At 44.3% G+C, this 20,902-nt stretch carries 25 protein-coding genes and 1 pseudogene; all 26 read right to left on the minus strand.

Going from position 1 to position 20,902, the window contains the following annotated elements; translation table 11 throughout:
- Window positions 1-6: 6 nt before the first annotated feature.
- The 26 genes and pseudogenes from argR to der all read right to left on the minus strand — a co-directional run bounded on the left by argR (window position 7) and on the right by der (window position 20,663).
- Complete coding sequence (gene argR, locus DXA18_RS13270) at window positions 7-456, minus strand: arginine repressor (RefSeq protein ID WP_118384293.1); 450 nt, start codon at window positions 454-456, stop codon at window positions 7-9.
- A gap of 3 nt (window positions 457-459) precedes the next feature.
- Window positions 460-1,286: pseudogene (locus DXA18_RS13275) on the minus strand (NAD(+)/NADH kinase).
- Window positions 1,287-1,304: 18 nt separating this feature from the next.
- Entirely contained in the window at window positions 1,305-2,114 is an 810-nt protein-coding gene (locus DXA18_RS13280) for a TlyA family RNA methyltransferase (protein ID WP_118384294.1), read from the minus strand.
- Between the two features lie 37 nt (window positions 2,115-2,151).
- A complete protein-coding gene (locus DXA18_RS13285; protein ID WP_243007132.1) occupies window positions 2,152-3,048 on the minus strand; it encodes a polyprenyl synthetase family protein in 897 nt (298 codons plus the stop codon).
- Entirely contained in the window at window positions 3,038-3,265 is a 228-nt protein-coding gene (gene xseB, locus DXA18_RS13290) for an exodeoxyribonuclease VII small subunit (RefSeq protein WP_118384296.1), read from the minus strand. Before xseB ends, DXA18_RS13285 begins: the two co-directional genes overlap by 11 nt.
- A complete protein-coding gene (xseA, locus tag DXA18_RS13295; RefSeq protein WP_118384297.1) occupies window positions 3,258-4,475 on the minus strand; it encodes an exodeoxyribonuclease VII large subunit in 1,218 nt (405 codons plus the stop codon). Before xseA ends, xseB begins: the two co-directional genes overlap by 8 nt.
- A 13-nt stretch (window positions 4,476-4,488) precedes the next feature.
- Complete coding sequence (gene nusB, locus DXA18_RS13300) at window positions 4,489-4,887, minus strand: transcription antitermination factor NusB (protein WP_118384298.1); 399 nt, start codon at window positions 4,885-4,887, stop codon at window positions 4,489-4,491.
- Entirely contained in the window at window positions 4,888-5,268 is a 381-nt protein-coding gene (locus DXA18_RS13305) for an Asp23/Gls24 family envelope stress response protein (RefSeq protein WP_118384299.1), read from the minus strand. It lies immediately after the preceding gene.
- A gap of 110 nt (window positions 5,269-5,378) precedes the next feature.
- Window positions 5,379-6,983 carry a peptide chain release factor 3 gene (locus DXA18_RS13310; protein WP_118384300.1) on the minus strand — a complete coding sequence of 535 codons (1,605 nt, stop codon included), beginning with the start codon at window positions 6,981-6,983 and terminating at the stop codon, window positions 5,379-5,381.
- Window positions 6,984-7,104: 121 nt separating this feature from the next.
- Window positions 7,105-8,646, minus strand: a complete 1,542-nt coding sequence (locus DXA18_RS13315; protein WP_243007133.1) for an extracellular solute-binding protein — start codon at window positions 8,644-8,646, stop codon at window positions 7,105-7,107.
- Window positions 8,643-9,437 carry an ABC transporter permease gene (locus tag DXA18_RS13320; RefSeq protein WP_118384301.1) on the minus strand — a complete coding sequence of 265 codons (795 nt, stop codon included), beginning with the start codon at window positions 9,435-9,437 and terminating at the stop codon, window positions 8,643-8,645. Before DXA18_RS13320 ends, DXA18_RS13315 begins: the two co-directional genes overlap by 4 nt.
- Window positions 9,437-9,922 (minus strand): ABC transporter permease subunit, encoded by a 486-nt coding sequence (locus DXA18_RS17665; protein WP_330424597.1) that lies wholly within the window; start codon window positions 9,920-9,922, stop codon window positions 9,437-9,439. The genes DXA18_RS13320 and DXA18_RS17665 overlap by 1 nt, the downstream gene beginning before the upstream one ends.
- The gene (locus DXA18_RS17670) at window positions 9,886-10,230 is read right to left on the minus strand and encodes a hypothetical protein (RefSeq protein WP_330424598.1); all 345 of its coding nucleotides are present in this window, start codon (window positions 10,228-10,230) and stop codon (window positions 9,886-9,888) included. Before DXA18_RS17670 ends, DXA18_RS17665 begins: the two co-directional genes overlap by 37 nt.
- A 12-nt stretch (window positions 10,231-10,242) precedes the next feature.
- Window positions 10,243-11,682 carry an ABC transporter ATP-binding protein gene (locus DXA18_RS13330; protein WP_118384302.1) on the minus strand — a complete coding sequence of 480 codons (1,440 nt, stop codon included), beginning with the start codon at window positions 11,680-11,682 and terminating at the stop codon, window positions 10,243-10,245.
- 23 nt (window positions 11,683-11,705) lie between these two features.
- Window positions 11,706-12,263: a cupin domain-containing protein gene (locus tag DXA18_RS13335; RefSeq protein WP_118384303.1), complete on the minus strand. Its 558-nt coding sequence runs from the start codon at window positions 12,261-12,263 to the stop codon at window positions 11,706-11,708.
- Between the two features lie 233 nt (window positions 12,264-12,496).
- The gene (locus tag DXA18_RS13340; RefSeq protein ID WP_118384304.1) at window positions 12,497-13,126 is read right to left on the minus strand and encodes a SpoIIIAH-like family protein; all 630 of its coding nucleotides are present in this window, start codon (window positions 13,124-13,126) and stop codon (window positions 12,497-12,499) included.
- A 24-nt stretch (window positions 13,127-13,150) separates the two neighbouring features.
- Window positions 13,151-13,786, minus strand: coding sequence for a stage III sporulation protein AG (locus tag DXA18_RS13345; RefSeq protein ID WP_243007134.1), 636 nt, complete (start codon window positions 13,784-13,786; stop codon window positions 13,151-13,153).
- Complete coding sequence (locus tag DXA18_RS13350) at window positions 13,776-14,120, minus strand: stage III sporulation protein AF (protein WP_118384305.1); 345 nt, start codon at window positions 14,118-14,120, stop codon at window positions 13,776-13,778. The genes DXA18_RS13345 and DXA18_RS13350 overlap by 11 nt, the downstream gene beginning before the upstream one ends.
- An 11-nt stretch (window positions 14,121-14,131) precedes the next feature.
- Entirely contained in the window at window positions 14,132-15,337 is a 1,206-nt protein-coding gene (locus DXA18_RS13355; protein WP_118384306.1) for a stage III sporulation protein AE, read from the minus strand.
- Entirely contained in the window at window positions 15,334-15,720 is a 387-nt protein-coding gene (gene spoIIIAD, locus DXA18_RS13360) for a stage III sporulation protein AD (protein ID WP_118384315.1), read from the minus strand. The genes DXA18_RS13355 and spoIIIAD overlap by 4 nt, the downstream gene beginning before the upstream one ends.
- 75 nt (window positions 15,721-15,795) lie before the next feature.
- The gene (gene spoIIIAC, locus DXA18_RS13365) at window positions 15,796-15,990 is read right to left on the minus strand and encodes a stage III sporulation protein AC (protein ID WP_118384307.1); all 195 of its coding nucleotides are present in this window, start codon (window positions 15,988-15,990) and stop codon (window positions 15,796-15,798) included.
- 11 nt (window positions 15,991-16,001) lie between these two features.
- Window positions 16,002-16,520: a stage III sporulation protein AB gene (locus DXA18_RS13370; RefSeq protein WP_158567143.1), complete on the minus strand. Its 519-nt coding sequence runs from the start codon at window positions 16,518-16,520 to the stop codon at window positions 16,002-16,004.
- Between the two features lie 22 nt (window positions 16,521-16,542).
- A complete protein-coding gene (spoIIIAA, locus tag DXA18_RS13375) occupies window positions 16,543-17,475 on the minus strand; it encodes a stage III sporulation protein AA (protein ID WP_243007135.1) in 933 nt (310 codons plus the stop codon).
- A gap of 170 nt (window positions 17,476-17,645) precedes the next feature.
- Window positions 17,646-18,656, minus strand: a complete 1,011-nt coding sequence (locus DXA18_RS13380; protein WP_118384310.1) for an NAD(P)H-dependent glycerol-3-phosphate dehydrogenase — start codon at window positions 18,654-18,656, stop codon at window positions 17,646-17,648.
- Between the two features lie 31 nt (window positions 18,657-18,687).
- The gene (gene plsY, locus DXA18_RS13385; RefSeq protein WP_118384311.1) at window positions 18,688-19,332 is read right to left on the minus strand and encodes a glycerol-3-phosphate 1-O-acyltransferase PlsY; all 645 of its coding nucleotides are present in this window, start codon (window positions 19,330-19,332) and stop codon (window positions 18,688-18,690) included.
- Between the two features lie 2 nt (window positions 19,333-19,334).
- Window positions 19,335-20,663, minus strand: coding sequence for a ribosome biogenesis GTPase Der (der, locus tag DXA18_RS13390; protein WP_118384312.1), 1,329 nt, complete (start codon window positions 20,661-20,663; stop codon window positions 19,335-19,337).
- Between the last annotated feature and the right edge of the window lie 239 nt (window positions 20,664-20,902).

Raw genomic sequence — 20,902 nt, forward strand, 5'->3', positions numbered from 1 at the left:
CGTGTTCTACAATACGATTTTACTGATTTTGTCCATGATTTTTACCGCATCATCCGTTGAACGGATCACGCACATGATCGTATCATCACCTGCAATACTGCCTACAACTTCATTCCATTTCAAAGAATCAATCGCGGCACATACCGCCATCGCCATACCTGATACCGTCTTGATCACCAGAATATTCTGTGCCATATCCATAGACACATAACCATCCCGCAGGATACGAATATATTTTTCGTTCATCTCTGTCTCTACAGTCTGATGAACTGCATATTTCTGCCTGCCACCCTCATACGGAACTTTCGTAAGCTTCAGATCACGAATATCTCTGGATACCGTTGCCTGTGTCACTTTAAACCCTTCCTGATTCAGATATTCTGCCAGTTCCTCCTGCGTCTCTATATGATATTTGTTAATCAATTCTATAATCTTCGCATGCCTGTTGATCTTCATATCCTAGTTTCCTTTCATTTTTCTGCGCAATATCTCTAAAAATCCAACTTTGCTCAGTTTCATAAGTTTTGTGATCATCGCAGATCTTCGGATCGTAACGGTCTGCCCTGTAACAATCTCTCTGGTATCCGTTCCGTCAAAGGATATATACACTTCCTCTGATCTGCATGTCTGCCTTCTCCGATCTCAATCCTTATCTCATCCTCTGCCGACAACACAATACTGCTAGTATTAAGCGCATGAGAACAAATTGGCGTAATCACGATCAGCGATGCTGTCGGCTCCACAATCGGTCCGCCCGCTGACAGATTATATGCCGTCGAACCTGTCGGCGTGGAAATCACAATGCCATCTGCCTCATAGGAATTGAGCAATGTCCCATTGACATACACATTAAAATGAATAATCCGAAGATTACCTTTTCTGGATAATACGATATCATTCAGTGCTACATTTTCCCCGCCATCATCAAAGATACCGTCTAACATCATGCGGTCCTCAAGCATATAATGTCCGGACAAAATCTGATCCAGTGATTCTTCAATACGGTCTACTTCTATTTCGGTAAGATAACCAAGGGTTCCCATATTAATGCCCATGATCGGAACTTCTTTTTTCAGAAGTCTTGCCACGCCGATCAGAGTACCATCACCTCCGATGACAATTGCACAGTCAACATCCTTCGGTATGGAATCCGCCGTCATATCCTTCCATGCATCTTCACAGAGAGTGCAACTCTTTCCACGCGCTTCCAGAAGTGCTTTCACACGCCCTGTTACCTGTCCGTCTTTATCTTTGCCTTCGTTCGTTACTACAAAAAATCGTTCCATGTCTGTTCTGTCTTTCCTCTATTTTGCCAACGTATTAAACGCGTCATCGACAGTTTTCTCTGTATCTGCATACCCGGTGATCTGTCCGGTCTCAGCATCTGATTTTTCCAGATGAATCAAATATTCGATATTGCCTTCCGGACCACGTATCGGTGAAAAATCCAGATTCAGAATATCAAATCCGATGGAAAGTGCATAATCCTTTACCATCTCAATTACCTCAATATGAGTACTCTTCTCTCGTACCACACCTTTTTTACCAACCTTCTCACGACCAGCTTCAAACTGTGGTTTGATCAGTGCCACAATCTGACCGTGTGCACGCAGATAATTATGGATCGGAAGCAGTACTTTAGTCAGAGAAATGAAAGATACATCAATAGACGAAAAGTCGATTGGTTCTCCCAGATCTTCCGGTAATACATAACGGATATTGGTCTTCTCCATGCATACCACACGCTCATCCTGTCTGAGCTTCCACGCAAGCTGTCCACGTCCCACATCGATGGCAAACACCTTGACCGCTCCATTCTGCAGCATACAATCTGTAAAGCCTCCGGTCGACGATCCCACATCGGTACACACCTTGCCTTCTACCGATACATCAAAGTTCTGAATTGCCTTTTCAAGCTTCAGACCGCCCCGGCTTACATATGGAAGTGTGTGTCCCTTAATCTCAATCGATACATCATCCGAAAATGACGTTCCTGCTTTATCTTCTCGTTCTCCATCAACAAATACATTGCCTGACATGATAATTGCTTTCGCCTTTTCTCTTGACTCTGCCAAATTGCGTTTTACCAGTAATACGTCCAATCGTTCTTTCATACTAACTCCTGTACTTTCTGATCTGTACTCAGATCATTTATTTTTTTCTGTGGATCAGCTGAGTAAGCAGCCATTCCAAATAATCATTTCTTACAGGCAGACTCTTTAAGAGCTCAATTGCCTCTACAGATTCCTTCTCTACGATTTTTTCTGCCTTATCAATGCCGAGAAGTGTCACATACGTGGTCTTCTCGTTCTTCTCATCACTGTGGATTGGTTTGCCCAGCACTTCTGCTGTACTTGTAACATCCAGTATATCATCCTGAACCTGAAAGGCAAGTCCAACCTTAGATGCCACCTTTTCAATCAATGCAATACTTTCATCATCCGCACCTGCAAGTGTTGCGCCGATCATCATAGAACTTTCCAGCAAAGCACCTGTCTTCAGTGCATAAATAAAATCAAGCACATCCTTATCCACCGCATGCCCGGTCTCTTTTACATCCACTACCTGACCGCCAAGCATTCCATAGATTCCCGCTTTATTACCAAGAATCTTCATAGCTTTACCAATCTGTAATGCCTTTTCCGGATATTCATCAAATGCTGCTGCAGCTGTCTCAAACGCATAGTTGAGCAATGCATCTCCCGCAAGGATTCCCATATCCTCACCATAGACCACGTGGGTTGTCTTTCTTCCACGGCGCAGTTCATCATCATCCATGGCCGGCAGATCATCGTGTACCAGTGAATAAGTATGTATCATCTCCTGCGCTGCCATAAACGGCTCTATTACCTTTTCTGTTCCACCAAACAATCGGTAAGTCTCCTGCATCAGCATCGGACGCAGACGCTTGCCTCCCGCCATCAGACTGTATTCCATAGCATCCATGATAATCCTCTGATAACCGTTCTGCTCCGGAAGATAAGACTTTAATATCTCCTCAATCTCTTTGACCTTTTCATCACGTAACTCTGCGTAATTAGAACTCATGTATATTCCCCTCCTCATCCAGTATCTGAATCTGTTTTTCTATTCTCTCTATCTTATCATTACAGGTTTTTAACAGATCAATTCCTTTATGATACTTCTTAAATGTCTCCTCCAGAGAATTCTCTTCCTCCATATCATTCAGAATCTGATCCAGTTCCATAAGCACCTCATCAAGCGTGCACTCCTGTTCATTCTGATTATCTTGTTCCCTATTCATAACGTTCCTCCTGGACTCCTGTCACTTCTGCCTCAATTCTTCCATCTGCAACATAAATCGTTATGGCATCGCCTGTCTGTACCTGCCCAATGCTCCGAATCGATCCTTTTCTGCCATCTGTCTCCTGCTCTGCAAATGCATAACCCTGATTAAGCTTATCTAACGGTGACAGACCTTTCAGACGTTCTTTCCGAAGTTCCAGCTGATGTCTGCTCATCTTAAGCTTCTGATCCATCAAGGCTTTGATTCTGTCAGATACATCTGCAATATGCTGTCTCCGTTCTCGCAGCATCGTCTCCGGATGCAGATAATTCAATCTCGTGCGAAGCTTTTCTACTTTCATATGATACAACTCCAGGCGCTGATACATAATCCGGTTCATCTTCTGCCTGCAGCTCCTCAAGCTTTCCTGAAACTGATAATAGTCCCATACTGCAAGTTCCGCAGCAGCAGATGGTGTCGGTGCACGAAGATCAGCCACATAATCAATGATCGTCGTATCCGTCTCATGTCCCACCGCTGAGATCACGGGAACACTGCATTCAAACACAGCCCTCGCCACTTCTTCTTCGTTAAACGCCCACAGATCCTCGATAGATCCGCCTCCGCGTCCCACGATCATCAGATCTACACCGTAATGCTCCAGCGCATGGATTCCACGGACAACACTCTCCTTTGCGCCCTCTCCCTGCACCTGCGCAGGGTACAGAATCAATTGCACATAGGGATTCCTTCTGGCTGTAATATTCATAATATCCCGGATTGCTGCACCGGTCGATGCCGTTACCACGCCGATTGTCTTCGCATATGCCGGAATCTCCTGCTTATACTCCGGGGCAAACATCCCCATCTCTTCCAGCTCTTTCTTTAACATCTGGAATTTCTCATACAATACGCCTTCTCCATCCAATCGGATCTCCTTTGCATAGAGCTGATATGCTCCTGCACGCTCATAGATGCTGACTGCACCAAAGACGACCACCTGCTGTCCATCCCGCATATGAAAAGAGAGCCCGCCGCGCTGCCCCGCAAACATCACGCAGGCAATCGTTCCAGACTCATCCTTCAAGGAAAAATATATATGTCCCGATGTGTGATACTTACAGTTCGAGACTTCGCCTTTTACATAGATACGGTTCAGCATGAAATCCTGGGTAAACATATTTCTGATGTATGCATTTACCTGTCTGACTGTATACACATTCGTCATGCTCATACTCCCATCATTTTATGATTCTGGCAAGAACACCATTCACAAATGACGGACTGTCTTCACCGCCATATCTCTTAGCCAGTTCCACTGCTTCATTGATCGCTACAGATACCGGCACATCTTCATCCATCTTCATCTCATACACAGCAAGACGCAGAATTGACAGATCCGCCTTATTCATGCGGACCGTTTTCCATCCTGTCGTATGCTCATTGATCAATTTATCAAGCTCCGGCACTTTCGCCGCAATCTTCTTCGCCTTCTCACCAATGTATGCTCTGTCTTTCTCATCATCGATCCCTGTCTGCTCAAAGTACAGATCGATCTGTTCATCTAATTCTTCCGGCGGATAGAACTCTGTGCCGAAAATCACTCTCAATATATGTTCTCTCTGTTCTGTTCTTCTCACTTATACTTCCTCCGGTACATCCACTCCGGCAATGCGGATATTTACATCAGCAACTGTAAGTCCTGTCATATTCTCAATCGCTGACTTCACTTTTTCCTGTACTTTACCGCATATCTCTACCAGACCGTATCCGTACAGCACGTTCATCGTGAGTGTCACTGTTACGATTCCTTCCAGCACTTCTACTTTTACGCCTCTTGCAGGAGACTTCATACCAAGCTTGCCCATAATCTCCTTTGTCATGCCGCCAAGAGAAGCTACGCCTTCTACCTCCATAGCTGCGAATGCTGCAATAGAAGCTACAACTTCATCCGCAATCTTTACTTCACCGATGCTCTCATCTTTCTGAATTGTATATATATTTCTTTCTTCTTTTCCCATATCAATAAACCTCCTGTTGGATGTATGTCATATGTCACACTAAGATTATAACAAATTTATTCATAAATGCAAACGATAAGTTCACAGATACGATGCAGATTACAGCAAGATTAAGAACGTCCGAACTCAGACAGCTCCAGCCCCTCGTTACGATCCAGCACCATGCGGATGCTCCAGTCATTAACAAAAAGTAACAGCGGTCTGTCTTTCAGGTCTTTGATCTTCTTCATATCAGAAGTTCCCTTAATCTTATCCAAATCGATATCCTCATTCTCAATCCAACGGATATGCTCGTAAGGAAGTGTATCCAGACGAATTTCTACATTATATTCATTTTCCAGACGATACTTCAATACATCAAACTGCAGTACGCCGACTACTCCGACGATAATCTCTTCCATACCGGTATTGTATTCCTGGAAGATCTGGATCGCACCTTCCTGTGCGATCTGGTTGATTCCCTTAATAAACTGCTTTCTCTTCATAGTATCAACCTGACGCACTCTTGCAAAATGCTCCGGTGCAAATGTCGGAATGCCTTCGTACGCAAATTTCTTAGAGGATGCTGTCAGTGTATCTCCAATCGAGAAAATACCAGGGTCAAAGACACCGATAATATCTCCTCCGTATGCATTCTCGATGATCTTACGCTCACTCGCCATCAGCTGCTGTGGCTGTGACAGACGTACTTTCTTCCCCCCCTGGATATGCCACACTTCCATTCCGGCTTCAAATGCACCGGAACAGATACGCATAAATGCGATACGGTCTCTGTGTGCTTTATTCATATTAGCCTGAATCTTAAATACAAATGCAGAAAAGTCCGGCTCCTCCATTGGATCGATAATGCCCTGATCAGATTTTCTCGGAAGCGGTGATGTAGTCATGTCCAGGAAATGCTGAAGAAATGTCTCCACACCAAAGTTGGTCAGTGCGGATCCGAAAAATACCGGCGACAGTTCTCCCTTGCTTACCAGCTCCATATCAAATTCCGCTCCTGCTCCGTCCTGTAGCTCAATCTCTTCCAATAACTGTTCCATCTGCCCATCTTCCAGTAATGTCTCCACTTCCGGATCGTCCAGGCTGATCTTGCGCACGGTTCCCTGTGTTGTACCCTTTCTGGTGTCGGAGAACAACTCGATCTCTTTCTCATTACGGTCATACACACCCTTGAATCTCTTACCGGAACCAATCGGCCAGTTCACCGGACATGTAGCAATACCAAGCTCATTTTCAATATCATCTAACAGTTCAAAGGTATCCATTGCCTCTCGATCCATCTTATTGATAAATGTAAAGATCGGAATATGGCGCATGGTACATACCTTAAACAGCTTACGTGTCTGTGCCTCAACACCCTTGGATGCATCGATAACCATCACTGCTGAATCCGCAGCCATCAATGTACGATAGGTATCTTCTGAGAAGTCCTGATGTCCCGGTGTATCCAGAATATTGATGCAATATCCGTCATAGTTAAACTGAAGTACGGAAGACGTTACGGAAATACCACGTTCCTTCTCGATCTCCATCCAGTCAGATACTGCATGCTTCGCGGTCGCTTTACCCTTAACACTTCCTGCCTGATTGATTGCTCCTCCGTAGAGAAGAAACTTCTCTGTCAGAGTCGTCTTACCGGCATCCGGATGGGATATGATCGCAAACGTCCTTCTCTTTTTTATCTGTTCTTTTATCTCATTTGTAAGTTCTGCCATAACTGCAACACTCCTGCATTTCCTTATTTTCAATCTTAGTTTAATCCTAGTTTCAGCCTTAAAATCCGTCTCGTAATTTTACGCTGTTTTTTAGTATATCATAAGATTCAAAAATCTACAATCACAGGTTTACCCTCTGGCGAACTTTCTTACGAATCATAAGACCTGCCAGCAACAGAACTCCTGTTCCTGCAAGCACCCATACCCAGATTGGTATATCCCTCACATCATAGCATCGGACGCTGATCCACATTTGGTTGATTTCCTGATTCTGTGTATCATCAAAATTCAGCATGATCGATGATCTGGAAATAGCGTCCTGATCCGGATACTGTGCAAACAACTGTCGGTCCACCTGATCAGTCGGTGCATGGATCACATATTCTCCTTCTGTCCCTTCTCCTGAGAAGAAATAACTCAGGTCATACGGTGTCACATCCGTCTCATCATCCTCAGCGCCGTAACACCAGTCTGCATATTCAAAAATCCGTGGGTCATTACCGCCGGCAATCACCGATGTATATCCTACATAATTCATATTACGGATCACATTGTCCGGTCTGGATGTAAAATTAATAAATGCTTCTGCTGCCTGCCGCTTTGCAGCGTCGCCATGAACTCCACTCTTTAACATCACCCAGCCGTCAAAATAAATATTCGTTGCCTCTTCCGGTACCGCAAATTCCAGTGGAAAATCATCCTCGTCTGCCTGATCCAGTGTATACACCCCATCGCCTGACCACTGAAGATTAGCCACTACCTTTCCGGTGATCATATCTGCCTTACCAGAATCTGACTCAAAGGAGAATGCATTCTTCTTCACATCCTGAAGATATTCCTGCACTTCTGCAATGGTCTCCGGTGACGCATCATTCATTTCTTTTTCCAGATTATCATGGTAATTCGGGTCATTCTTAAATGCATCTGATGTTAAAAGATCTGATTTTAAAGCTCCCAGTGCCGCAAAATAAGAATCCCTCACATTGTCCTTGATCGTAATCTGACTTTTATACTTTGGATCATCCAGAATCTTCCAGCTGGAAGCCTCTTCTCTGGTCACCTCTTCCGGATTATATACAATACCGGTCAGTCCCCACATATAACCTGCAGCGTATTTACTCCAGGATTCTCCATCTACTTTGCTGTTATCATATACCGATTTAATATATGGGGATACTCCATTAATATAGTAGTTCTCCGGATCGGAAGTATCGAAAAAATGATCTGACAGAGGTTCCAGTCTTCCCTCTTTCATCAGCTTCATGATCATATATTCGGAAGGACATATCAGATCATAAGTATCTCCCAGTGTCAGCATATTATACAGATCCTCATTGGTTCCATAGGTCGAATACTCCACCTTTACGTGAATACCATAAGTCTCGTAATACCAGTCCTCAAAATCCTCCACCATAGAATTCTCACCGATGATGTCTCCACTCTCCAGATCAATGGTATCCTCTTCGTCCCAGTCACCCTCATCCAGATACTCTTCCCAGTTACTGATTCTAAGTGTCACTGTCTTTTCATTTGTTGCTTTTTTATCTGCTTTTTTATCATCTGCAGCCTTTACCTGCATACCACCAGACAAAGTAAGACCAAGGCTCAGAATTAATCCAAAGATAATGCTGCTCTTTATTCCTGATTTCATTCCTGCCATCATGATCCTCTCCTTTCTGCCCTGTGAGACCGTATATTCATAATCAATACCAGTAGCACAACACACACAAATATTACTGTAGAAAGTGCCCATAGTGCTGTCTTGATATTGGTCTGCGCACCCTTGGTTGCATTTACCACATAGGTACTGATCGTATCAAAGGTTGCCGGCTTCGTGTAAGTTGCCACAAAATAATCATCCAGCGACAGCGTTACAGACAACGCAAATCCGGATACGATACCTGGCATGATCTGTGGAATCACAACCCTGGTAAGTGCCGTAAACGGTGTTGCCCCAAGATCCAACGCCGCCTCATAGATACTGGAATCCATCTGTTTTAGCTTCGGAATCACCGACAAGAATACAAACGGCGCACAAAGTGTCACATGTCCTGCTACCAGCGGAATAAATGTGTCCTTGCTGATTCCAAGTACCACTACCAGTAAGATACAGATAGAAAATCCGGTCACTACATCCGCATTCACTACCGGAATCTGATTCAATGTATTTAACATAGCTGCGGTTCTCTTCTTAGAATAGAAAGAACCGATGGCCCCTACTGTTCCAAGTATCGTTGCCAGTGCCGATGCTCCCAGTGCCAGTGCAATGGTTCCTGTGATCATATTCACCAGCTCCGGTGTTGAAAATAACGTCACATAGTTATGCATGGAGAATCCACGGATTGCCCCAATATTCGTTGATTTCGTAAAACTGTAGACTGCCAGCACAAGAATCGGCAGATACAGAAATGCGAGCACAAGTCCTATAAATATCATTTTTCCAGTCTTTTTCATTACAGCAAGGAACCTCCTCTCGCATTTTCATCTTCCTGCCCTCCGCCAAGCAGTGTAAACAGACAGATAATTGCCAGAAGTACCAGTGCGATCATCGATCCGCCATGCCAGTTGTATGCAGAGAAATAACTTCCTATCAGGCTGCCCATAATATAAGTGCTGTTATACAGCATATCCAGTACTACATAGTTGGTCATTGCCGGGAGAAACACCATTGATACGCCGCTGATGATTCCCGGAACGGATAATGGCAATGTCACTCTTAAGAATGCCTGCATCTCTCCCGCCCCCAGGTCCCTTGCTGCTTCCAGCAGCGAGCCATCCAGACGGGATATGGTCGTATAGATCGGTAATATCATAAACGGAAGAAAATCATAAGTCATACCAATAACCGTATTCAGAAATGGGTGATATGCAAGATTTCCTTCGATAAATGTCAGAATCTCTTTCAACGCGGTAATACGCAGGGAGAAATTGATCCACATCGCATCACAAATAAAAGCAGAATCACCGTCTTAGACTTCCATTTGCTGATTGCCAGAATATATGCTGTTGGATAAGCCAAAAGCAGACAGACTACTGTCGTCACGATTGCCACGCCAAAGCTGTAAAACAACGTGCCAAGTGTATTAGGATTGGTAAAAAATCCCACCAGATTCATAACCGTAAACTCGCCCTGTCCATTGGTAAATGCATAATACACAAGTACCAGCAGCGGCATTGCTACAAACAGCAGCAAGAATATAGCATACGGTATTCCCAGTGTTTTTCTGGAAAATGTTCTTCTGTGCATTTTGCGTTCCTCCTACCTTTTTACTGTAAATTTCATTTTGTCAACCGGCATGATCAGCCCCACCTGGTCATCCATATTCCACAGGTATTCATCATCCACAACAAAATCATGCTCCAGATCCGTATGAATGACATAGCTATAGTGATCTCCCTCGTAGATCAGATTACTGATATATCCCTGTACCAGTCCTTCCTCCTGCTCATCTGTCATACGGATATCCCTCGGCTGGATTGCTGCTGTCACACGGATCTTTCTGGTGTCAATCTCTATGCCATTAGAATCTACCAGATCACCATCTTCATCAAAATAACTGCCCTTAATAATATCAGTCAGACTCACATCCAGAACATTATCATTGTATTCCAGTTCTTTATTCTTATTAATCTCAACCTTAAAGAAGTTGGTGTGATCTTCTGTTATCATCAGATGGATATTGTCAGGCTCCACTGTAATGCCCACGCGCTGACCTACCTTCGCCACATTGACTGACTGAGCTACGATCTCATTTTTACCGGACTCGATCGTAATCTCATAATGCATTCCCTTAAAGATCACAGATGTCACCGTACCACGGATCGTTCCATTTTCAGGAGCAACGATCTGCACATCCTCCGGTCTCACGACTGCTGTAATGTGTGTACCTTCCTTCATATCATCCACACAGACAAATTCGCCACCGCAGAAACGAGCTTTCAACTTTCCTGTTACAATTCCGTTAAAGATATTACTCTCTCCGATAAAATCTGCTACGAATGCATTGATCGGCTCATTATAAATGTCTTCCGGTGTGCCGATCTGTTGCATCTTACCTTCCGACATAACCACAATCTTATCTGACATGGTAAGTGCCTCTTCCTGGTCATGGGTTACGTAGATAAACGTAATACCAAGCTCTCTGTGCATGGCTTTCAGTTCTAACTGCATCTCCTTACGCATCTTCAGATCCAGTGCGCCAAGAGGCTCATCCAGAAGCAGAATCTGCGGTTCATTGACAACCGCTCTTGCAATTGCCACACGCTGCTGCTGACCTCCGGACAGTGTACTCACGCTCCGGTTCTCAAATCCTTCCAGATCCACAAGTTCCAATGCTTTCTTAACCTTTTTTACAATTTTACTCTTTGGTGTGTTTTTCTGCTTCAATCCAAATGCGATATTGTCAAAAATATTCATATGCGGAAATAATGCATAACGCTGAAAAACCGTATTGATCGGCCGCTTATTCGGCGGCAATTCTGTGATCGACTTTCCATTTAACAGAATCTCGCCTCCTGATGGAATATCAAATCCTGCGATCATGCGGAGCGTCGTTGTCTTGCCGCATCCTGATGGCCCAAGAAATGTAATGAACTCACCCTGTTTTACCTCCAGATTAAAGTCGGAAACTGCAGTAAATCCATCCTCATATGTTTTGGTAATATGTTTTAATTCAATGATATTCTTTGTGTTCTCCATCTTTATCCCCCATTCTGCTTTCTCTAAAAATTAGGTGGTGTACTAACCCATATGAATTTTGCCGGCCTGCTGCCCGGGTTCTCGATCCAGTGTTTCTCCTTTGCAGGATAATAAAAACTGTTTCCCGCTTTTACCTGATAGACCTTCTCTCCCAGATGCAGCTTCACTCTTCCCGAAATAAGATACCCGAATTCCTCACCGCTGTGCGGTTTATCTTCATCCAGTCGCTGATGCGGCGCAATCGTCACAAGAAGCGGCTCCATCTGATACTTCTGTGCTGTCGGCACGATCCATTGTATCTGATTACCGACATCATCAACCTTTTCAAAAAATCCATTTTCAGAAAAAACGATCTGTTCTTCTTCTGTCTCTTTAAAGAAATCTGATGCCGTTGTTCCCAGACATTCAATCAGATCCAGCAGCGTTCCTACTGACGGTGATACCTGTCCCCGTTCAAGCTGGGAAATGAATCCCTTGGTAAGCTCTGTTCTGTCTGCCAATTCCTGCTGTGTCAGTCCGTTCTGATTGCGCAGATCTTTAATCTTTCTCCCGATATGTTCATTCACGTATTCCAGTTCCATACCGTTCCTTCTTTCCTTTTGTAACTTTTATTTTGAATCACAATATTTCTAAACCCAAAATATGTTTTCACTAAACTTTCACACGATTCTGATTATACTACTAATAAACTTTTTGTCAATTATTTCCATCATAATTCTTGTTAAAAATACGTTAAAAAGTCCCTGAACATCACTCTTCTGATCTTCAGAGACTTTCTGGTCTTTCTCATTGCTTTTCCAACTCGTTTTTTAATTTAATTTTCTGTTGCTGCAACCGGATTAATTACAATATTTTCTGCTGCTACTCCCGTCTTTCTGGTAACAATATCCTCAATCTGCGCCCGGTTCGCCTCAGACAGTTCTGCCGCACTGACTACCACGTCTGCCCCATCAGAAGTAAGACTTACCACTGCTTCTTTGAACCCTTTCGACGCCAGCATTGTCTCTGCTGCCGCTTCTTTTTCCGCCAGATCTGTCATCAAAAGGAGCTGATCCACTGCCTCCTGCTTCTGCGCATCACTGAGATTCTTATTATCAATGATTTCCATCAGGGATTCTTTGTTCTTTGCCCGCACCTGTTCTCGGGTTACCTTTGCTTCTGCCACCACTGCGCTGGCATCGCCACTGGTCAGAACTGCTTCACCCGGCGTTCCATCCACGGTACCATCTTCCTCATTATCATTGCTCTTAATATCTCCATTTGCTGCCGACAGATCTTCCTCCGAAATATCCAGAAGCTCCATATTAGCAAGGTCACTGCTGGTCTCCTTAGACTGATTCTTCCCTCCCAGCAATTTGCCGGAATAATTCAGATATCCTGCTGCTGCGATCATAATTGCAAGTCCCGCGATCACCAGTTGATTTCTCCGCACCCTATGCTTCACACTACTTTCCTCCTTGCGATGAATTTAATTACGTTTCATTACCTTTATTTTATGCGTGTCTATCTCGAATAATGCCTGAACGGCTTCTATAATATTCTCTACTGCCACCGGATCATCACCACCTTCTGCTATTACGATGACTCCGGCCACCTCCGGTGTCAGTTCTTTTGTCACATAAGGCGCTCCCTGGCTGCTTTCACCACCATCATAGATTGCTGTCTGGGAACTCCGACTCTGAATCGTACTTCTGCTGCCACCCTGACTGTCTGACTCCTTCACTGACTCACTCTCCGACTCACTGTCTGCGCCAAGAATCTTTTCTGAAGAAGATGCCATGGTGATCATAACCTCTGTCTGTCCTACCCCATGTACTTCCGACAGAACCTTTGCCAGTTTCTGTTCCAAATAATCTGCATATGTTTCCGCGTTACCATTTCCGGCCATTTCATTTGAAGTATTATCCGATGGATCTTTCGTTTTACCGGAATGCATTAATCCCGTTTCCGCATCACCCTCCCCAGAGAACGGCACTGCAATTACCAACAAAAGAATGCCTGTAAGCAGTATAATCAGTAGACGGTCTTTTCTATGACACAGATCCTTACATTTCCCGACAAGCTTTTTCCAGTCTATCTTCGGTATCTGCTTCTTATCTTCCAATCCGAATCTCCCCCACTTCTATCCGCCCTGCTTCTGTTTGCTCCTCTTCTGATTCTTCCAGACTTTTCTCCACATCTTCCTCCTCAAGTTCTGCTGACTTTGTCTCAATCTGCTCCACCATCTCTGTATACTTTTTTTCAGCTTCAGTCATGAATCCTGTCGTATCTGTTCCAAATATCCGAAACACCGGAACAAGCATAAAAAGAATCAGAACGATTCCCGTGTACAGCCTGATATACTTCTGGTACTGTTTTCCAGCCGCAAGCTGCATAATCACCGAAATCAGTACCATCACATATGCAATCTGGCGAACCCACTCATATAATTTTTCCATTTAATCCCTCATCACATTCCTGTTGTATAGCTCACAATAGCAACCGTCACCAGAAATAAAATCCCGGTAACAAAGATACAATTCATAAGCATCTTGCAGCCTTCGCCTACACCACTGATGCATTCTATGATTCTTTTATCCGATACAGGCTGGACCAGTGCTGCTGCAAGCTTGTACCCAAGTGTGATCACCGCAAGCTGCAATAATGGTGCAAAACAGAGTACAAGACACAGGAACATTCCAACGATACCGATACTGTTTTTTATCAGCACAGCGGTGCCAAGGGCAACCTCTGCCGTACCGCCAAGCAGATCTCCTACCCCCGGAACCATCTCCATTCCTCTTGTCACTGCACTTCGTTTCACAGTATCAATTGCCGGTCCAAGCATCCCCTGTATCACATTTAACCCGATCATGCCACCCATCAGAGTCTTAAGTCCCCAGCCGATTGCCGTCTCCAGAAGCTCTGCAAATTTAGACAGATAATCTTCTGACTGCAAGCTGTTCATCACCCTTATTATCACATACATATGAATTCCCGGCACGATCAGATGAAGCAGCAGCTCTTCAATTACTACAATAAGAATAATCGCAAGATGATAAAATGCAAGGGAACTGATGCTTCCCTTCGCGACTGTAACTGTTGCAAAGTACACCGGATACAACACCTTCATAAAACCTGTCAACGTATGCACTCCATTTGCCATCCATTCCGATGCTGCCTGAAATGATGCCAGACAGATTCCCATCACAAGAAGATAGATCATATAAAAGCTAATCTGTGACACCTGCCTGGTCTGAAATATATCAGAAAAACCGATGAATACTGCTGATGCAATCGCCAAAAGAATCAGATATAAAATGCTTTTTCTGTTCACCTCCCAAGCTCCGAATATCCTCTCCCGTAGCATTTCTTTTATAGCATCTCGTCCAACATCCGTATTTCCCATCATAATCTGTCTGACCGCATCCGCAAATTCCATCCTTTCCTGTGGAAAAAGGTCTTCCATCATCCGATCAATATCTGTAAAATCCATTGATTCCAACAGTTCCATATTCTGCGTCTTGTCTGATATCTGCACGTCTTCAGTCTCACTGGCATATACTATACCCATACTCTCCGCTTTTTCCTGCCACCACAAGGCTGCTATCACCGTCATCGCCAACATACTTATTCTTACCAGAAGAATTCTCCCGTATGAGCTCTGTTTTTTCATGTCAGGAATTCTCCGATTGCCTGTAGTACCATCAACAGTATCGGAACGCTTAATACCATAATTAACAGTTTTCCGAACATTTCAATCTGTACTGCAACCGTCTGATATCCAGCATCCTTACATATACTCGAAGCAAGCTCTGCTGCATATGTGATTCCGATCATTTTCAACATTGTGCGAATATAAACTCCATCTAATCCTATGGTATCTCCAATCTCACGCACAGTATCCACCAATACTTCCAACTGTCCAAGTACTGCTGTGAAAATCAGCACACTCACTCCCAGCGCAATATATGTACTGTATTCTGTTTTTCCACCCTTAAACTGCACCGCCAGAAGTACACCCGCCACTCCCAGTACTGCAACCTGCAGCATATTCATATACATCCCCCATTTCCACATCTATTACAGATAAAATTTCGAATCGACATATCTCCCGTAGTAGTCTAACACTGCTCAGAGGGAAAACAGATCCCGTATGGATTCAAACAGATCATAAATATATGGCACGATCCAGAATAATACCAGAATCAGTCCTGCAAGACTCGTCAGAAATGCCTGTTCTTCTCTTCCACTATGCTTCAACACCTGTCCCAGTACTGACACCAGAATACCCACCGCCGCTATCTTAAATATCAGATTTACCCCCATGTATCCTCCTCTTATATCAGCATCACCGCAATCAGAATACCGCCGATCACTCCCAGACTACGATACAGCTTTTTCTTTTCACCAAGCATCGACTGTCTTTCCTTTATGGCATCTGCAAATTCTTCCAGATAACGATCCAGATAACGAATCTGCATTTCTATATCCGCATGTCCAAGAAAACTGCCAAGTTCCATAAGCCGCTGTCTCTCCTTTTCCGGGATCATATTTTCTGTCAGATGAATTTCCACTCCCTGACTCCATATTTCCACCAGATTCCCTCCATCTTTTCTGCACATCCGATCTGCCATTTCGGAAAGCCATCTGTCATAGGGCTCTTTCATTTCTCTCGCAAGCCTTCTGAAAATGTCAGGAAGCATCGTTCTCGAATACCACAATTCTCCCCGAAGCCGTAGCATCAGTCCCTGCAGATATCTCATTTCCTGACAGATCCTGTCCTGCTCCCAGGCAAGGCAGCCTCCAAGCAGGCTTCCTGCCAAAATAATGAGAAATCCTCCCGTAAGCTTCAGCATAGCATCACTCTTTCTACAGACTTCAACATATTTTTGTTCCCTGATGATCGTAGACTCCCTCCAGCTGTCCGATCCGTTCTCCACGGCAAAGCACAACATATCGTTCAAATAACTGCATCCGAAAGAAATCTTCAAATAATGGTTTATCTCGAATCTCCTGATAACTCTCTCCATGTACCGTTGCAAGCGTTCTGCAGCCACAGTGCATGGCATAGCGAAGAATCCCAACTTCTTCTGCGCTTCCAATCTCATCCACCGCGATCACCTCTGGTCCCATACTCCGGATCAGCATCAGCATACCATCTGCTTTCGGGCATGCATCCAGAAGATCTGTTCGGACTCCAAGATCATTCTGTCTGATTCCAAGATAACACCCTCCAAGCTCTGACCGTTCATCCACCACCCCAACTGTCTTTCCTTTTAAATGGTCACATCCATTCGCAATCTGTCGGATCATGTCTCTGAGAAGGGTCGTCTTGCCACATCCGGGCGGTGCAATGATCAGTGTGCTGTATACATTGCCCTGACTCGTCAAATATGGCATCACAGCATCCGCACAGCCTCTGACCTGGTGTGCAACACGGATATTCACCGATGAAATATATCGGAAATTACGTACGCCATTCTGTTCCATTATGACCTGTCCGGCAATCCCGATCCGATGACCCCCTTCAATGGTAATATATCCCTGCTTCAGTTCCTGTTCATACGCATACAGAGAATAGCCTGTCGCATACTGAATCGTCTCCTGTACCTCCTCCGGCGTTATCATACAGTTCTCCTTCGTTTTAAGCGTATGCTCCTGTCCGTCACAATAAAATAATACTTTCTGACCTGCCCGAAGCCTGATCTCCTGCAAAACATCCTTATCCGATATCTGTGCAGATAACGGATCTCTGATCCGCAGCGGCAAGATTTTCCAGATACTTTCCAGATTATTTGTCTTGTTATTCACCTTTGTCCACCTCTTTACCCCATTATATTGGGACACACTGGAAAATATGCATAGAAAAAGCGCCAGGATCATTGATATGTACCCTCTTTACTGGACAACCAGTAAGGAGGGTACATATCACATCCCGACGCTTTCCTAAATTATTCTTATTTTATACTATAGCCAGTCCGTTAGCTCCACGGCTTCGCTGTATGCTCCGGTTTACCACTACGCATCATCAGATCATTCACAGCCTCTGCTGCATCTTTTCCTTCAAAAAGAACTGCATTGACCTGTTCTACAATCGGCATATCCACGCCATATTTCTTACCAAGCTTAACTGCTGCCTTGGTAGAAAAAACACCTTCCACCACCATCTTGACTTCGTCCATAGCTTCCTGCATGGTTCTGCCCTGTCCGATCAGGTATCCGGCTTTACGGTTACGGCTGTGCACGCTGGCACAGGTTACGATCAGATCGCCAACTCCGGTAAGACCGGTAAAGCTTTCAATAGCTCCACCCATCTCAACACCCAGTCTTGAGATTTCATGAATACCCCTGGTAATCAATGCTGCTTTTGCATTATCTCCGTATCCAAGTCCATCCGCAATACCTGCAGCCAATGCAATCACATTCTTCAGTGATCCACCGAGTTCCATGCCAAGCATATCCGGGCTTGTATACACACGAAAGACTTCATTCATAAATAATCCCTGCAGATATTCCGCAGTCTCACGTGTCTTCGCACCCACTACCACGCTGGTCGGAAGTCCTCTTCCTACTTCTTCTGCATGGCTTGGTCCTGAAAGAACTGCCACATCCGCATCCGGTAATTCCTCTTCAATCTGCTGGCTCAAAGTCATCAGTGTATTCTCTTCAATACCTTTCGCCACATCTACAACAATCTGTCCTTTGGTAAGGTACGGTCTGATCTTAGCAGCTGTGCTTCGTACCGCTGTAGACGGCACCGCCATGATCAACACCTCTTTACCTGTAACTGCCTCTTCCAAATCTCCGGTAAATCTCATCGTCTCCGGCAGCTTCACTCCCGGAAGCTTTGACTTATGTTCTCTGGTTCTGCTTAGCTCTTCCGCTTCCTCCGGTCTGTGCGACCATTCTGTCACTGCATGCCCATTCTTATCCAGAAGCAATGCCAGTGCAGTTCCCCAACTTCCTGCTCCGATTACTCCGATATTTGCCATCTTATACCTCCTTATCAGATCATACTCCCGATTATGATTTCTTACCTACTGATAATTTATTCTCCGTACCATTCATCAGACGGACAATATTCGCCTTATGCTTATAGAATGCAGAAATCACTAACAATACGGCAATCCCATAGATCTCATAGAGATGTCCGCCAGTCACATGATATCCACCCATCTGTCCATACACGATTACACAGATCATGTAGGTCACAACAAGTGTAAGTGATCCGGCAGACACATATTTTGTGCATATTGTTACTCCTAGGAAAGCTGCTACACAGATCAGTGTGATCCACCAATTGGTCGTACTGGCAATCAGCCCTGCTGTAACTGCAATCCCTTTTCCTCCTCTAAAATTCATATAAAATGGATAATTGTGACCCAGTACGACTCCCATACCGGTATACATAGCAAGTACCTGTATGATATCTGCATGTGTCTTTCCAAAAATCAAGTGAACTAACACTACTGCAATGATACATTTGAACGAGTCTCCCAAGAATGTAATCACTCCGGCTTTCCAGCCAAGTGTCCTCAGAACATTCGTCGTTCCTGCATTACCGCTTCCATATTTGCGGATATCCAGATGCTGGCTTTTGCCATAGAGATATCCGGTCTGGATCAGACCAAACACATATCCGATCACCAAACATATCAATCGTTCCATAGTTACTGATCTTTCTCCTTTCTCTCGCGGATAAAGAATTTCAGTGCAGTTCCACGGAAACCAAATGCTTCTCTGATCCGGTTCTCCAGATATCTGGTATAGGAGAAATGCATCAGTTCTTTGTCGTTCACAAATATTACAAATGTCGGCGGCTTGATCGCTACCTGTGTAATATAGTAGAGCTTCAATCTCTTACCCTTATCTGACGGCGGCTGCTGCATCGCTACCGCTTCTGTCATGATCTCATTCAACACACCTGTTGCGATGCGAAGTGTCTGATTCTCTATTACCATATCGATTACATCGAACATCTTCGGCAACCGCTGTCCGGTCTCAGCAGATACATACATAATCTCTGCATAAGGAATAAATGACAGCACCTGACGGATCTTACTCTCATATTCACGCATGGTCTTGTCATTTTTCTCAATGGCATCCCACTTGTTAACCACAATAATAATACCCTTTCCACGCTCATGTGCAATACCTGCAATCTTGGCATCCTGTTCTGTTACACCCTCTGTAGCGTCAATCACTACCAGCACCACATCGGCACGCTCTACCGCTGTTACGGTACGGATGATACTGTACCGCTCCAGTTCTTCTTTGATCTTATTTTTTCTGCGAAGTCCTGCGGTATCAATGAACACATATTCCTTGCCATTATGCACAATCTCAGTGTCAATGGCATCACGAGTGGTTCCTGCCACATTGGACACGATCACACGCTGCTTGCCGACCAGACGGTTCACGATCGAAGACTTGCCTACGTTAGGCTTACCTACGATAGCTACACGTGGGCGCTCATCCTCTTCTTCCTCACCTGTATGCTCTGGAAAATGTGCAACCACTTCATCCAGAAAATCTCCCAGACCCAGTCTTGAAGATGCAGAAATCGGCACCGGATCCCCGATACCCAGATTATAGAACTCGTATACATCCGGCATGAACTTGTCAAAGTTATCTACTTTATTAACCGTCAGCACGACCGGCTTACCGGAACGGCGCAGAAGATCTGCTACCTTAAAATCCGCATCGATCAGACCCTGACGCACATCTGTGATAAAAACGATCACATCTGCTGTGTCAATGGCAATCTGTGCCTGCTCCCTCATCTGCGAAATAATAATATCTTTACTCTCCGGTTCAATACCGCCGGTATCTATCAGTGTAAAATCCCGGTCCAGCCAGTTCACGTCCGCATAGATGCGGTCTCTTGTAACACCCGGAGTATCTTTCACGATTGAAATCATCTCTCCTGCCAGTACATTGAACAATGTAGACTTACCTACATTCGGTCTTCCAACGATGGCTACTACTGGTTTTCCCATAACTTCCTCCTCTAAATCAATTTAGCTATCGCTCATTATAACACATTTCTTCAGAATTGGTTGACCTTTTTATAAGAAAAGTGATATAAGTAATATGTAGGCACTATAAACTTATCAAATGTTAGGAGACAAGTTTGAAACAAATAAGTAGAAGACAACTAAGAAATAAAGGGCATAGCAAATAAACCATCTTTCGGTGGTTTGAAAATCAAATATAGACACAACACCTAATCAGGTAA

This window comes from Dorea sp. AM58-8 (assembly GCF_003464045.1).
In the GTDB taxonomy this organism is placed as follows: domain Bacteria; phylum Bacillota; class Clostridia; order Lachnospirales; family Lachnospiraceae; genus Claveliimonas; species Claveliimonas ammoniilytica.